This is a genomic window from Fictibacillus nanhaiensis (genome assembly GCF_036213205.1).
Lineage (GTDB): Bacteria > Bacillota > Bacilli > Bacillales > Fictibacillaceae > Fictibacillus > Fictibacillus nanhaiensis_E.
Genome location: NZ_JARMFC010000020.1, coordinates 170,229 through 185,361 on the forward strand (window position 1 = coordinate 170,229; position 15,133 = coordinate 185,361).

Below are 15,133 nucleotides of genomic sequence, written 5' to 3' on the forward strand. Positions count from 1 at the left end.
CTAAAGGAGTTAGATGAAATGTTAAATACAATCAAAGATAGCGTAACTTTGAGCAATGGAGTAAAGATGCCTTGGGTTGGTCTTGGTGTCTTTCAAGTAGAAAACGATCTAACGGTGATTGATTCAGTGAAAGCTGCTATTAGAAATGGTTACCGTAGTATTGATACAGCTGCCATCTATGAAAATGAAGAAGGTGTAGGACAAGGAATTAAGGAAGCGATGAATGAAGTTGGACTTTCCCGAGAAGAATTATTTATCACTTCAAAATTATGGAACGCAGATCAAGGATATGAATCAACAATTGCAGCATTTCATGAAAGTTTAAAGCGTTTAGACCTTGAATACCTTGATCTTTATTTGATTCATTGGCCAGTAGAAGGAAAATATACAGAAACGTGGAGAGCTCTTGAAACTCTCTATCTAGAAGGTAAAGTAAAAGCGATTGGTGTAAGTAACTTCCAAATTCATCATCTTGAAAAATTGATGACAACATCCAAGATCAAACCAATGATCAACCAAGTAGAACTCCATCCATGTTTGAGCCAGAAGTCTTTGCGAGAGTTTTCTAAATCTCAAGGCATTCAGATTCAGGCGTGGGCACCACTCATGCAAGGACAATTGTTTGAGGATGTCGTTCTTTCATCCATCGCAAAAAAACACGGAAAGTCTGTTGCACAAGTTGTTCTGCGTTGGCATTTACAGAATGAAGTCGTAATCATTCCAAAATCAATTAAAGAGCACCGCATCCAAGAAAATGCTGATTTGTTTGACTTTACACTCGATCAAGAAGATATGAAACAGATTAATACATTAAATCAAGATAAACGTGTAGGTCCAGATCCAGACAATTTTGATTTTTAACAGTAGTGTCAGATTCAAAGAGCCAAGCTAGCTGCTTCATGCAATAGCTTGGCTCTTTGTCTGTTCCAATGAAATAAACCGAACAGCCTTCTTCTTCAATGTATATTTCTTAAAAAGTACCATACCAAGTTAGTAAAAGTTTGGGCTTGGGAAGAAATTGGTGATTCCGCTGTACATTTTTGAAATGGTTTTAGTAAGGGCTGAAGAACAGTCTTTCGAATACGATCTCGTTTAAGTTCGCTTAAAATGGCATCAAAAAGGTCTTGCTGATCTTCATTAAATAAATAATTCTGCTGTAGTTGATCAGCGAGTGATAGAATATCATCTATTTTAACTTGTTTTTTATTCGCGTTTGTTCGCAATAAATCAATAGCAGAATGAGGGATGAGAACCGTTTCGTTCAACAGCATCTTCTGTACAATTAACTCAATATACGACAAAAGTGTATCAACGACATGCTCTAATGAGTATGTCGTATTTGTTATTCGCATCATAAATAACATATGATGCATCATGCCGAAGAAAATGATAGTTGCATCAAACACATGATCACGAACTTCATCACCTAAGATCTCAATAAAACGGTTCGAAAGCCATTCCATCTCGTACAATCGATGCTGCATAACGAGTTTTTTTAGGTCAGCTTCATTGGAAGATAATATCGCTTCAAAAAGTGGCGAAAGGTTACGTTCCTGATTTAGTCGCATAATGATCACAATTTGTTCAATGAAAACATTACGATCACCCGTATCTTTTCCTATCTGAACAGCTATTCGTTGTTGACTGGCGTCATAACGAAGAAATTCTAAAATGTCTGCGATACAATCGCTCTTTGATGAGAAGTAATTATAGAACGTACCCTTTGAAATTTTTGCTTTTTCAATAATTTCCTGTATAGAGGTCTGCTGAATCCCCTTTTCGATAAATAGCTTCAGAGCGATATCAGCAACTTTTCTTTTCTTGTTATTCATCCGTTCCTCCTATGTCCAACCCTTATGCCTAGTATAAATTTCTTCACATTGAAATACAACGTTTTTAGACCCCGGGTACAAAAGTGTTGATATTTTTATACTAAGGGTATAAACTTAATAAAGTTAAGTAATTATTTTAATACAGAGGAGAAATGACATGGGGAATACAGATTCCACTTTACAACATAAAAAACCGCCCTATCTGATGCTTGCAATCTTGTTCGTTGGAGCGTTCGTAGCTTTCTTAAATAATTCATTGCTGAACGTAGCATTACCGACCATCATGGTGGATTTAAACGTTAAAGATTATTCGACCGTTCAGTGGCTTGTCACCGGTTTCATGCTCGTGAGCGGTGTTTTAATACCCGCTTCGGCATTTTTAATCACTCGATTTTCAAATCGAATGTTATTTATTACAGCAATGGCCATCTTCACCATTGGTACAGCGTTATCCGCTTTTGCCCCTAATTTTGGTGTGTTATTAACAGGACGTATGGTGCAGGCAGTAGGTTCATCTGTTATGGGACCGATCCTAATGAATGTAATGCTCGTTAGTTTTCCACGTGAAAAACGAGGCATTGCAATGGGGATTTTCGGATTAGTTATGATTACAGCACCTGCAATTGGTCCCACATTATCGGGGTACATCGTAGAATATTACGACTGGCGTCTACTTTTTGAAATGATTTTGCCGCTTGCTATTCTCAGTTTATTATTTGCAGTATGGAAGCTTGAAAATGTAATGAAGCAGAACAAAAATGTTTCATTGGATTATCTTTCTCTTGTTTTGTCTAGTATCGGTTTTGGAGGAATTTTATACGGATGTAGTACGGCAAGTTCTGATGGCTGGACAGATACGGTTGTTCTGTCCACACTAATTATAGGTGGTATTGCATTAGTTATCTTCATCCTGCGACAATTAAAGTTAGATGAACCATTGTTGAACATTAGGGTGTATAAGTATCCAATGTTTGCACTTGCTTCTGTGATCGCGATTGTTAATGCAGTGGCTATGTTCTCAGGTATGATTTTAACACCTGCATACGTGCAAAGTGTTCGTGGAATATCGCCACTTGATTCAGGGCTTATGATGTTGCCTGGAGCAATCATTATGGGGATCATGTCACCTATTACAGGTAAGCTTTTTGATAAATTCGGACCACGAGCTTTAGCGGTAGTTGGACTTTCTATCACAGCAGTCTCGACATATATGCTCGCTCATCTTCAAGCTGATTCTGCTTATTCTTATATCATCATGATCTACTCAATGCGTATGTTTGGATTATCGATGGTTATGATGCCGATCATGACAAATGGTCTCAACCAGCTTCCAACGAGTTTGAACCCCCACGGTACAGCCGTTAACAATACGGCACAGCAAGTATCAGGTTCTATCGGAACAGCAATCCTTGTTACGATTATGAACACTGTTACGAAAACAGAGGCAGAAAGCTTGATGAGTGGCGTTGATCCAGCAACGATCACTGAAGCTTCAACAGCTGCACTAACACAGCAAGCGCTTCTGTCTGGTATTCAATATTCATTCTTTGTAGCATTCGGAATAAATATTGTTGCTCTAGTCTTAGCCTTTTTTGTGAAACGAGTAGATACGAGTGCAGAAGCAGTGAATAAAATTGAAAAAGAAAACAAAACATCAACAAAATCAGTTACTGCTTAAAATATTTTTATAAAACCGACACTATAGGTACGATTGATACCTAATCTAGTGTCGGTTTTTCTTTTTGCAACAATGATCAGTAAATGCTCAAGTGGAGGTGCCTTGATCTCAGGTGAATAGGATCAAATTATCAGTGAATGTGAAGTGTTTACCGGTGCTCACAATTAATTCTTAGGTGATTACACTCCATTTATCGGCGAACGTGTAACAAATATAAAAACACGTACCGTAAACACTTATGATCCACAATTCATGTGTAGTACCTATGAGTAGTTGGGTAAAGTAATAAGCAGATTGATTTACATCGCTTAAAAGTAGGAGTAAGGTCTTAACTAATCTTTTGTAAGTAAAAGGAGTGTTAATGAAATGAGCAAAATGAACACTGATTTTTCAAATATATATATTAACGGAGAGTGGAGAAATGGTAGCAGCAATAGCTTTATGAAAAACACAAATCCATTCACTGGAGAAGAGCTTGTAACTATTAAAGCAGGAACGAAAGAAGACTTGGACGAGGCTTATGAAGCTGCTAGAATTGCTCAAGCTGAATGGGCAAACGAACTTCCGCAAAACAAGCGTGCCGTTCTAGAAAAAGTTGCTGACGTTATGCAAGAGAATGAAGAGCTTATTATTGATTGGATCATCAAAGAGTCAGGCTCAACTTATATGAAAGCTATCTCAGAATTTCGAGCTTCTATCAATATTTTAAAAGAATCTACAACATACCCTTATCGAATGGAAGGAAAAATTCTTCCTTCTCAAACAGCAGGGAAGGAAAATAGAGTGTACCGTAATCCGTTAGGTGTAATTGGAATTATTAGTCCTTGGAATTTCCCGTTTCATCTGGCGATTAGATCCATCGCACCTGCCATTGCGACAGGAAATGCTGTCGTAATTAAACCAGCTACAGACACGCCAGTTACTGGAGGATTGATATTTGCGAGTATCTTTGAAGCGGCTGGTCTTCCAAAAGGTCTGATTAACGTAATCGTAGGGCGTGGTTCAGAAATTGGAGATGAGATCGTCACACATCCAACTCCTCGTCTTATCTCGTTTACAGGTTCAACGGAAGTCGGGAGACACATTGGTGAACTTGCTGGTAAGAACTTAAAGAAATCCGCTCTTGAATTAGGCGGTAATAACGTATTTATTGCCTTAAAAGAAGCAGATATTGATCAAGCGGTAGATTCAGCGCTGTTTGGAAAGTTCTATCACCAAGGGCAAATTTGTATGGCAATCAATCGTATCTTTGTTCACCAAGACATTTATGAAGAATTTGCAGAAACCTTTGTACAACGAGCAAAAAATCTGAAATTTGGCGATCCATCTAAAAAAGATACGCACGTTGGTCCGTTAATTAATAGAGACCAAGTAGATCGAATTTTAAAAGATATCGAATCGAGTGTTTCACAAGGTGCGAAGATTTGTATTGGTGGAGATGCAAATGGAAATGTGTTAGAACCAACCGTAATAACAGATGTGAATAATGAAATGCCATTAGCGAAGAATGAGATCTTCGGACCTGTAGCTATTCTTATTCCGTTTGAAAAAGATGAAGACGTTGTTCAAATGGCAAATGCTTATCCGTACGGACTAAGTGGGGCTGTTCACTCTAAAAACATTGAACATGCCACAAACATAGCTCATGACATTCATACAGGTATGATTCACATCAATGACCAATCTGTTAATGATGAACCTCATATGCCATTTGGTGGAGAAAAAGATTCAGGACTCGGCCGTTTTAATGGTGAATGGGTGTTGGAAGAATTCACTACTCTAAAATGGTTATCTGTGCAACGCACTCCAAGAAATTATGGACCTTTCATTAGCCAATTAAAATAAATAAGTACACAAAAAGCATCCGGATGCTTTATTCGGATGCTTTCTTTATGTGAAGTAATCTTATGATGTTTTTCGATATGGGTAAAAACTCAACTTATTTTTCCCCGTATTCTTTGAAACGTATAATGCCTCATCTGCATACTCAAGTATCGTTTGTGGCGATACGTCCTGAGCTATCCACTCAGCTGATCCCATGCTACACCCAATGTTGATAGAATGATCCTGGATAAGAAATGGTCGGTTAAGATTGTCTATGAGGAGCTGTGAGATCTCGGTTATCTCATTCAGATATTTTTCCTGAATGGGAAGAACAACTACAAATTCATCTCCGCCTAAACGGGCTGCGAAATGTTCCTTTTTTATTAATGCATCAAGGATCCGCTTACCTACCTCTATTAATAGTAGATCTCCTGCATGATGTCCGTGTGTATCATTGATTGATTTAAAACCATCCAAATCTATATAAAGCACGCCATAGCTGCCATTAGAAGAATCAAAGCGAACTGAATTCATGTACTCTAAAAGAGCTAACCGATTCGGCATACTTGTCAGAAAGTCCGTATGTGCCATGTTTTCCATCTTATCTAACTGTTTTTCTGTTTGCTTCAGCGATGAAATTAAGCTCCTAAACGAAGAGCTTAGAACTTCTATATCTTTGATTCCGCGCAACAAAGGAATCTCTACAATCTCACCATCTTTCAACTTGTCAGCAGAGATAGCCAAGTCAAAAAGAGGACGAGAAACTCGCTTTGTGATAAACCATCCAATAACAGCCATAAGTAGAGAAATCATAATACCGCAGACTAAAATAAACGTTTGCAGAAATTGGACGGATGCATAAGCCGCTTGTTCTGATTGACGAATGACAACCGTCCAGCCTAGTCCGGGATAATTTTGATATCCGTCCCCAAATGCATAGCCTGTTACATACTCATTTCCATCTGGCCAACGAACAAAATTCCACTCATTTTTCTTTCCTTTATTATCGAGATCACCTATCTTTAGTTTTTTCCCTAAATCATTTTTATTACCTAGTAGCACTGTACCTTCTTTACTTATTATGTATACTTCTACATCTTTTTTCTGCTCTTTTATAGGCTTTAGAATCGCGGCTTCCACTTCTTTAGACCACTCCCAGCTGAGATGGGCGGCTAACACACCTTGGAACACACCTTTGTTATCTGTTAAAGGTGTACTGATATCAACTAATTGTAGGGGTGAACCATCCTTAGTTGGAATCAGCTTGGATAACAAAAGCGCATCATGAACATCACCGATAAAAGGTTGTTCAGTTGCTTTTTGAAAAACGGGACGAGCAGATATATCTTGTTTGATAAGCAGTTTCTTTGTAGAAGCTTGAATGATTCCTTTCTGATTCGTTATACCAACCCAAGAGAAGGATGGAATTTTATTTTGAAGCTGATCGATCAGAAATTGTGCTTCATTTATTCTCCTTGGGTTTTTCAGAACTTCCTGTTCACTTAAAACTTGTAGTTCCTGGTATCTGGACCACATGAAAGAATCAAGATTGTGAGATAGTTGAAAAGCTGAAGAAGCTAGAGAATTACCTATTTCTTTTTCTAATAATTCGCTGGATTTATCACTGATAATTACGCTAAGAAATAACGACGTGGTTAATATGATCAATGAGATGGTAACGGAAAAATAAGTTTGAATTTTGATAGACATAGAAATGGACTCCTATAACAATTAAAATTATTTCAAAAAGAACTATTTGTTATATCGGAAACAAGTATAGAAATGATTAGGAGTCAATTAAATAAACGATGAGTTAAAGTTCTTAAACGGGAATTATAGCTGCTGATTATGCTACACTACGAGGACAAGTCATATACATTAAAGGTGATGAAGAAATGCTGATTAATGATAAGATACGCCAAGATTTGTTTACAGAAGTTGAAGGATTAAATGACGAGAATCTAAATCGAAAACCTTCAGAGAATGAGTGGTCTATAAAACAAATTCTAGAACATTTATATTTAATGGAAGGCGGTATTGCTAAAAACATTAAACATCAACTTCAAAATGGTAAAGTGGTAAACGCAGACAAGAAGCCGATTGAAGCAACGATTAACAGAGATATTAAAGTAGATGCTCCAGAATTTGCAGTGCCAACTTCAGAATTTGCATCTATTGAAGAGCTAAAAATGAAATTGGCTGCAACTCATCAACATTTACTAAATATCGAGAATACTGCTGATGACAAGGACTTAGAAGCAAAAGGCTTTCCCCATCCAATTTTTGGTGATATAAGTTTAAAACAATGGATTCCATTTGTGGCCTATCATGAACAACGGCATATTCTTCAAATTAAAGAAGTGAAAGAAAAGTTAAGTCTTTAAACCTAACCTCAGTACATTCTTCAAGACAGGAGAATGTACTTTTTTTATTGAACGTTAAGAAGATAACAAGAATGAAAGCTTTGGATTAGGTGCAATACTGATTGAAAGGATGAAAAAAGGAGGACTGAAGATGTTGTTGAAAAACAAAATCGCAGTCGTTTATGGAGCGGGTGGTGCAATTGGCGGTGCTGTTGCCCGCGCTTTTGCAGAAGAAGGAGCTTCTGTTTTTCTGGCTGGAAGATCTATGGATTCTCTTCAAATTGTAGCAAATGACATAACAAATGCTGGAGGCACAGCGAAAGTAACAAAAGTAGATGCTCTTAATCAAAATGAAATAGAAGGACATCTGAATCGAATCGTACAGCATGCTGGTAAGATAGATATTTCCTTTAACGCAATAGGAATACGAGGAGATCTTCAAGGAACGCCCCTCACTAAAATGTCACGAGAAGACTTTATGACTCCTATTTTGACTGGTGTCCAAACTCATTTTCTCACAAGTACTGCAGCAGCAAAGCATATGATAAAGCAGAATTCGGGAGTGATCGTAAATCTTTCTGCTTCATCTGCAGCATTGTCAGGCAGAGACCGCACCTATCATTTTACGGGAGGTTTCGCTACCGCTTGTTCAGCCATTGAAGGATATACACGCAGCTTAGCCGGTGAGCTCGGTTCAAAAGGCATTCGAGTTGTATCTTTAAGGTCAGATGCTATACCAGAAACATGGAAACCAGACGCTCCTGAGGTTAGAGCTTATATGAAGGAAGGAACAGCGCTTGGGCGTCTTCCAAAGTTAAAAGAAGTTGCTGATGCAGCGGTGTTTGTTGCTTCTGATCGAGCGAGTGCCATAACAGGTGCGATTATCAATGTAACGTGCGGTTCAATTATGGACTAAATCATTTTTGGATTTTTATGTTAAAATTAACTCTATCCAATGATAAAAGCTAAAGGAGCATATAAGAATGTCCCATACAAATTGTGTAACATGGTCTCATGAGTAAATAAAGGTGTTTATTCATGAAGTAATGCATTTTTTACCGACTGTTTATGAATGATATCTTTGTTTACTTCCTTCTAATTTAACGAAAAGTAGAATGGAGAGATAACATGATACATTTAAACCGAGTAACCGAGCAAGAATTTGATGAGTATGTGGCATTCATGATTTCTGATTACGCATATGAAATCACTAAGAACTTCAACCTAACGCTACAGTCAGCCTTAGAAGAATCAGAAATGATGATGAATGATCTCTGGAAAGATGGGTTGTTAACGGAAGATCAGTTTTTATACAACATTGAAGATTCCGAGACCCGTGAAAAAGTAGGCATTCTATGGTATGGATTAATACCGGAGATGAATCAAGCCTATGTGTATCATATTTTCATAGACGATCTCTATAGAAGAAAAGGATACGGAAAGAAAACGTTAGAAAAACTTCAAAGTGTGTTAAAGCCATTAGGTATAGAGTCCATTGGGTTAAGTGTTTTTGGAAAGAATGAAGTCGCTTTTCAGTTGTATAAGAAGCTAGGGTATAAAAACACGAGAATATCAATGGAATTGGTTCTATAAAAAATTCTTTATAAAACTAGGGAATGGCTTAGGCTTAGGGTTAGTTTAACTCTAAGCTTTTTTGTATATTTCGAAAGGGCAGCTTCTTCTGAAACAGGAATTATATCCCAAAAAGAGAATATTGAAATGTAAGAGGTGATTGTATGAAGAAAATACTAAGCTTGTTACTTTTAATTATCTTGGCAGCTTGCAGTGATCAAGGAGCTGTCGAGAAGCTTAAGATGAATTATCCAAATGTGAAGAAAGAGATGGAGCGGTTGCCAAAAGATGTGCAACAAAAGATGGCAACTCCAGAAAAGCTTCCTTTTCAGCCAAAAGACGTCCAATTAACATATGCAGCAGAACCTGCGGGAGATCCAAAAGGGGATATCTTACATACTGAATTTATTTATGGTAATGAAAAAGGTTCCGTCCTTCATGTAACCACGTTTCAAAATAAAAACGCAACTTTTAATGATGAAGGTGAGAAGAAGACAACAAAATTGCAAGATGGAACTGAGGTTGTTATTGAAGCTGAATCATCTGACGTTAAAGCCATTCGTTGGAGTAAAGATGATGTATATTATGGGATGATGTTAATGGGTTCTGAATTTAAGATGGAGGATCTATTGAAATCAGCAAATTCGATGGACTACTAGGAGTGGAATGGTTTGAGAGGAAAATTTAGTTCGATTTCATTACTTGTAAGTGCTTCTACTGTCGCGTTCTTTTTACTTATACACACCTATGCCATTGCTTTCGGATACTGGCGGTTGATCGTGTGGGGAGGAGTGCTCACTGCTATGTATTTTGCATTTCGCTCTCCTAAGAACCTCGGTTTTCGAGCTTTGGCCATAACTGTATCAATCATTCTTGCGGTTCCTCTTTTGCTGATGGAAATGGTCGGATTAGCATGGCGTAACGGTGGATTTGGTAATTAATTAGGAAGCTGTTAAAACGTGTTACATATAATTATATGTAAATATTAAATTATGGAGGACTAAATGATCTTACATACAGAAGTTATAGGAGCAGGGGAACCAATGATTTTCCTGCACACAGGTTTACAAACAGGTAGTACAGATTTTGAATATCAAAGTGAATATTTTAAGCACGACTTTAAAGTTTATAAACCTGATTTGAGAGGTCATGGAAAATCTTATACAAATGATTTTTCTAATTTTTTTCAAGACTCTACAACTGACCTACTAGATACAATGGAACATTTACAAATAAAAAAAGCGCACATAGTTGGTTGTTCACTAGGTGCATTAGTTGGTTTGATTTTTTCACAAAATTATCCCCATAAAGTTCAGTCATTAACAATTTCAGGTGTTTTACCAGAAAAGCCTTCTAACTGGTTAGAAGCACATCAAAGAGATGTAGAACAACAATCAAAGATATTAGAAAACCAGGAAGTAACTAATTATTTTAATAGCCTTCATGGTGAGGGGTGGAAGCAATTTATTTATATGGGTAGAAATGTAGATTGGTATCCTTTTAAAGAAACAAGTGAATTAAAGATGATGAATCTGCCCATTTTATTTGTAGTCGGTGAGGGGAACGTTAATGAGACGAAAGGGGCTATTATCTATCCGAAGTTAAATAAACACGTTCGCGTATCTATCATTCCTTTTGCAGCTCATTTGGTTCATTCAGAACAACCAGAAATATATTCAAAAATTTTAGGGGTTTTCCTAAATAAAAATAGGATAAGCTAGATATACTGCTCATTACCGAAACTTTCCATCTCCTAAAACGTAATAAAATGTAAGACGAAAATTAGGGGTGGAGAGCAATGATTGAGGTTAGTGTAAAAAAGGTAGATAACCACTTTATTATTCGATGGCAGCTATTGAGAGTTGAAATTCCTGCTAATGATATTGTTAAAGTGGGCTTAGACGATACATATGGTGGAGACGAAAAGGAAGCTATCCGTATCGGTATTCCTTATGGCACGACAGATCGGGTCGTCATTCAGACAAAAAAACAAACTTATATTTTGTTCACCTCTAATCCATCAGCTATTATGACAAAACTAAGTGCTTAAGGAATGAAAATATATAAACAAAGCTCGGATTTTCCGAGCTTTTTGTGACTGGTTTTTTATTATAAGATCAAACCTTATGTTAAGGTGGAATTAAGAGAATATGGATTTAATCATATAAAAGAAGGTGTTTTTCTCATGACGATAAAAACAGGTTGGAACTTAGAAAACAGTTATATTCAACTGCCAGATAAATTCTTTTCAATAATAAATACAAATCCAGTAGAATCGCCAAAGTTAGTTGTGCTCAATGAAATGGTGGCAACTTCTCTTGGGTTGAACGTAAATTTCCTTCGAAATGAAGATGCTGTAAACGTATTTGCAGGCAACGAGCTTCCGAAGGGTGGAACTTCTTTAGCGCAAGCTTATGCAGGACATCAGTTTGGGTATTTTAATATGTTAGGTGATGGACGAGCATTAATGGTGGGAGAGCAGATCACTCCTGATGGGAAACGTTATGACATTCAACTAAAAGGTTCAGGAAGAACTCCCTATTCTAGAGGAGGAGACGGACGGGCAGCTCTTGGTCCGATGCTTCGTGAATATATTGTGAGTGAAGCGATGCACGCTTTAGGCATTCCAACGACTCGAAGTCTTGCGGTTGTGAAAACTGGTGAATCAATCATGCGCGAAACGGCTCTTCCAGGAGCAATCATGACACGTGTAGCGTCAAGTCATCTACGAGTGGGTACGTTTGAATTCGCTTCAAAATGGGGAACACTTAATGAATTAAAAGAGTTAGCAAATTATAGTTTGAAGCGTCACTATCCTGAGGTTGAGAATGACGATAATCAATATTTAAGCTTGCTCAAGAAAGTGATCGAACAGCAGGCGTATTTAATTTCGAAGTGGCAGCAAGTAGGTTTCATCCACGGCGTTATGAACACCGATAATATGACAATCAGCGGAGAAACGATTGATTATGGTCCGTGTGCATTTATGGACAAATATGATCCACTGACTGTTTTTAGTTCAATCGATAGAGAAGGCCGCTATGCCTACGGCAATCAGCCTCGAATTGCAGGCTGGAATCTCGCTCGATTCGCTGAAACGCTATTGCCACTCTTACATGATGATCAAGAAAAGGCAGTTGAATTGGCACAAGAAGTTCTATATGGATTCTCTGATTTGTATCATGCAAACTATTTTAGAGGAATGCGATCAAAGCTTGGATTATATAATGAAGAGAAAGAAGATCAATCTCTTATTGAAGAACTACTTTCACTCATGGCTACCTATAAAGCTGACTATACAAATACATTCCGTTCTTTAACGCTAGGTAAAAAGGAATGCTCTGATTTATTTGAAGCAGAGGATTTTAAGACTTGGTTTAATAAATGGGAAGAAAGACAAGCAAGACAGCCAAAGTCTAAGGAAGAATCCTTGCAGTTGATGCGTAACTGCAATCCCGGGGTAATTCCTAGAAATCATAGGGTGGAAGAAGCTCTTTATGCAGCTGGAAAAGGTGACTACAGCGTGATGGAAAGACTACTTCATGTTTTATCAACACCTTACAAGCACTCTCCTGATCAAGAAGAATATAATCAGCTACCACCCGAAACAGAAGGACCTTACCGAACGTTTTGTGGTACGTGATCACATAAAAAGTTTAAAGAAATTAATTACTAAAAAGCTGCTCAGATGAGTAGCTTTTTCTGATACCCATAATATCCCATGGGAAAGCAGGAAAGTATGTTTCGTTGACTTTTTAGTTAATAAGGTGTACTATTTTTTATATTGTTTTCTGAAATGGTATTGAAATAACAGTGAAAATAAACTAGAATGGTAGATTGGTTACTGAAACTTTAGAGGTGAGAGAATGATAAACCAAAAGAACATACTGAACAAACATATGGGTTTTTTCCTTCTTACTGTCGCTTTAGTATGGATAAAATCTTATGCCGCTTATAAAATAGAATTTAACTTAGGAGTCCAAGGTTGGTTTCAAGAGTTTATATTGTTTATTAACCCTATTGGATCAGCACTCTTATTCTTGGGCTTTGCCTTATTTGCGAAGGGTAGAAAATCATACGTATGGATGATCATCATTAATGCTGTGATGACTTTCATGTTGTTCGCTAACATGATTTACTATCGCTTTTTCACAGACTTTATTACGTTGCCTACTTTAACGCAGACAAAGAATGCAGGAACAATTGGAAACAGTATCGGAGCTCTGTTCAATCCGTATGATATCCTGTTCTTCGTAGATATCGTTGTATTATTAGTATTAGTTTTAACAAAGAAAATTAATCCTGAACCAATTAAAGTAAAGCGGAAAAATATTTTAACAGTGGGTCTGGCAGCAGTTATCGCATTATCAGCGAACTTATTATTAGCGGAAATGGATCGACCGCAGTTATTAACTAGAACATTTGACAGAAACTACATTGTAAAATATCTAGGAATGTATAATTACACGTTATATGATGCGGTTCTGAGCTCGAAATCTTCCGCTCAGCGTGCTCTTGCGGATACAGATGATGTCACAGAAGTGGAAAACTATGTGAAGGCCAATTATGCTGAACCGAATCCGGAATATTTCGGAAAAGCAAAAGGTATGAACGTCATCTACCTACACTTAGAATCACTGCAAAATTTTGCGATTAATTACAAATTGAACGGACAAGAAGTAACGCCTTTCTTAAACTCATTAACAAAAGATAAAAACACGTTGTATTTCAATAACTTTTATCATCAAACATCACAAGGTAAGACAGCTGATGCTGAGTTTATGATCGAGAATTCGTTGTATGGTTTACCACAAGGAACAGCCTTCACAACAAAAGGTGAAAACACATATCAAGCTGCACCAGCCATTATGGAACAACAAGGCTATTCAACAGCTGTATTCCATGGTAACTACAAGTCGTTCTGGAATCGTGATGTGATCTATAAACGCTTTGGTTACCAAAAGTTCTTTGATGCAGAACATTATGATATGAACGAGGAAGATGTAGAGAACTATGGTCTTAAAGATAAGCCGTTCTTTGAAGAATCTATGCCGATGCTAAAAACGTTGAAGCAGCCGTTCTATTCTAAATTCATTACTTTATCTAACCATTTCCCTTATCCGATCACCGAAGAGGAAGCAACGATTGAACCTCATACGACAGGTGACGGGACGGTAGATCGTTATTTCCAAACGGCTAGATATATGGATGAAGCACTTCAACAGTTCTTTACTGACTTAAAAGAAGCTGGACTATATGATAACACGATGGTCGTTATGTATGGTGACCATTATGGAATCGCTGAAACACGTAATAAATCAATGGCTAAAGTACTTGGAAAAGAGATTACACCTTATGAGAACACGCAACTACAGAAAGTACCTTTATTCATCCATGCCCCAGGATTAAAGGGTGGAACCATTGATAAAGTTGGAGGGCAGATCGACATTCGTCCAACGCTTATGCACTTGTTAGGGATGGATACAAAAAAGCACATCCAGTTCGGTACTGATTTGTTGTCTGAAAATCATGATCAAGTTCTTCCGTTGCGTAACGGTGACTTTGTTTCACCAACTGTAACCGGAATTGATGGCAAATATTACGACTCTAAAACAGGAGAGCCCGTTAAAGAGACAAAAGAAATTAAAGCCATCGAAAAAGAAGCAGAGACGAAATTGGATCTATCTGACCGTACCGTATACGGTGATTTGCTTCGATTCCATAAAGTTAAAGGATTCAAGAAAGTTGATCCTTCGAAATATGATTACAACGTTAAAGAAGAAGAAAAACCTAAAAGTGGAACAAATAAATAACACAAAATAGCCGTCCAGATTATATGGACGGCTCAGAACGTAGACAAACCC

The 15,133-nt window shown here is 37.4% G+C and carries 14 protein-coding genes; 12 read left to right on the forward strand and 2 right to left on the reverse strand.

Annotation, left to right across the window (positions count from 1 at the left end; genetic code table 11):
- Positions 1–18 precede the first annotated feature (18 nt).
- On the forward strand, positions 19–861 hold the full coding sequence (locus P4V41_RS18060) for an aldo/keto reductase (RefSeq protein WP_328086580.1): 843 nt from the start codon (positions 19–21) through the stop codon (positions 859–861).
- A gap of 95 nt (positions 862–956) precedes the next feature.
- Here P4V41_RS18060 and P4V41_RS18065 read toward each other — a convergent pair whose 3' ends face one another.
- Positions 957–1,832, reverse strand: a complete 876-nt coding sequence (locus tag P4V41_RS18065) for a TetR/AcrR family transcriptional regulator (RefSeq protein ID WP_328086582.1) — start codon at positions 1,830–1,832, stop codon at positions 957–959.
- 157 nt (positions 1,833–1,989) lie between these two features.
- Between P4V41_RS18065 and P4V41_RS18070 the strand changes: the two genes are divergently transcribed.
- Complete coding sequence (locus P4V41_RS18070) at positions 1,990–3,510, forward strand: DHA2 family efflux MFS transporter permease subunit (RefSeq protein ID WP_328086583.1); 1,521 nt, start codon at positions 1,990–1,992, stop codon at positions 3,508–3,510.
- Positions 3,511–3,885: 375 nt separating this feature from the next.
- Positions 3,886–5,355, forward strand: coding sequence for an aldehyde dehydrogenase family protein (locus P4V41_RS18075; protein WP_328086608.1), 1,470 nt, complete (start codon positions 3,886–3,888; stop codon positions 5,353–5,355).
- 60 nt (positions 5,356–5,415) lie between these two features.
- Here the strand turns inward: P4V41_RS18075 and P4V41_RS18080 are convergent, their stop codons facing one another.
- Positions 5,416–7,044 carry a sensor domain-containing diguanylate cyclase gene (locus P4V41_RS18080; RefSeq protein ID WP_328086584.1) on the reverse strand — a complete coding sequence of 543 codons (1,629 nt, stop codon included), beginning with the start codon at positions 7,042–7,044 and terminating at the stop codon, positions 5,416–5,418.
- 185 nt (positions 7,045–7,229) lie between these two features.
- Here P4V41_RS18080 and P4V41_RS18085 point away from each other — a divergent pair, with 185 nt between their 5' ends.
- The 9 genes from P4V41_RS18085 (at position 7,230) to P4V41_RS18125 (ending at position 15,082) form a co-directional block, all read left to right on the forward strand.
- Positions 7,230–7,718: a DinB family protein gene (locus P4V41_RS18085; RefSeq protein WP_328086585.1), complete on the forward strand. Its 489-nt coding sequence runs from the start codon at positions 7,230–7,232 to the stop codon at positions 7,716–7,718.
- A gap of 130 nt (positions 7,719–7,848) precedes the next feature.
- Complete coding sequence (locus P4V41_RS18090; protein ID WP_328086586.1) at positions 7,849–8,613, forward strand: SDR family oxidoreductase; 765 nt, start codon at positions 7,849–7,851, stop codon at positions 8,611–8,613.
- A 212-nt stretch (positions 8,614–8,825) separates the two neighbouring features.
- Entirely contained in the window at positions 8,826–9,290 is a 465-nt protein-coding gene (locus tag P4V41_RS18095; protein ID WP_328086587.1) for a GNAT family N-acetyltransferase, read from the forward strand.
- A 143-nt stretch (positions 9,291–9,433) separates the two neighbouring features.
- Positions 9,434–9,928, forward strand: a complete 495-nt coding sequence (locus tag P4V41_RS18100; RefSeq protein ID WP_328086588.1) for a hypothetical protein — start codon at positions 9,434–9,436, stop codon at positions 9,926–9,928.
- Between the two features lie 12 nt (positions 9,929–9,940).
- Entirely contained in the window at positions 9,941–10,210 is a 270-nt protein-coding gene (locus tag P4V41_RS18105; RefSeq protein ID WP_328086590.1) for a hypothetical protein, read from the forward strand.
- A gap of 63 nt (positions 10,211–10,273) precedes the next feature.
- On the forward strand, positions 10,274–10,990 hold the full coding sequence (locus P4V41_RS18110; protein ID WP_328086591.1) for an alpha/beta hydrolase: 717 nt from the start codon (positions 10,274–10,276) through the stop codon (positions 10,988–10,990).
- 77 nt (positions 10,991–11,067) lie between these two features.
- The gene (locus tag P4V41_RS18115; protein WP_328086592.1) at positions 11,068–11,319 is read left to right on the forward strand and encodes a hypothetical protein; all 252 of its coding nucleotides are present in this window, start codon (positions 11,068–11,070) and stop codon (positions 11,317–11,319) included.
- Between the two features lie 135 nt (positions 11,320–11,454).
- Positions 11,455–12,912 carry a protein adenylyltransferase SelO gene (locus P4V41_RS18120; protein ID WP_328086593.1) on the forward strand — a complete coding sequence of 486 codons (1,458 nt, stop codon included), beginning with the start codon at positions 11,455–11,457 and terminating at the stop codon, positions 12,910–12,912.
- A gap of 223 nt (positions 12,913–13,135) precedes the next feature.
- Positions 13,136–15,082, forward strand: a complete 1,947-nt coding sequence (locus P4V41_RS18125) for an LTA synthase family protein (protein WP_328086594.1) — start codon at positions 13,136–13,138, stop codon at positions 15,080–15,082.
- The last annotated feature ends 51 nt before the right edge of the window (positions 15,083–15,133 follow it).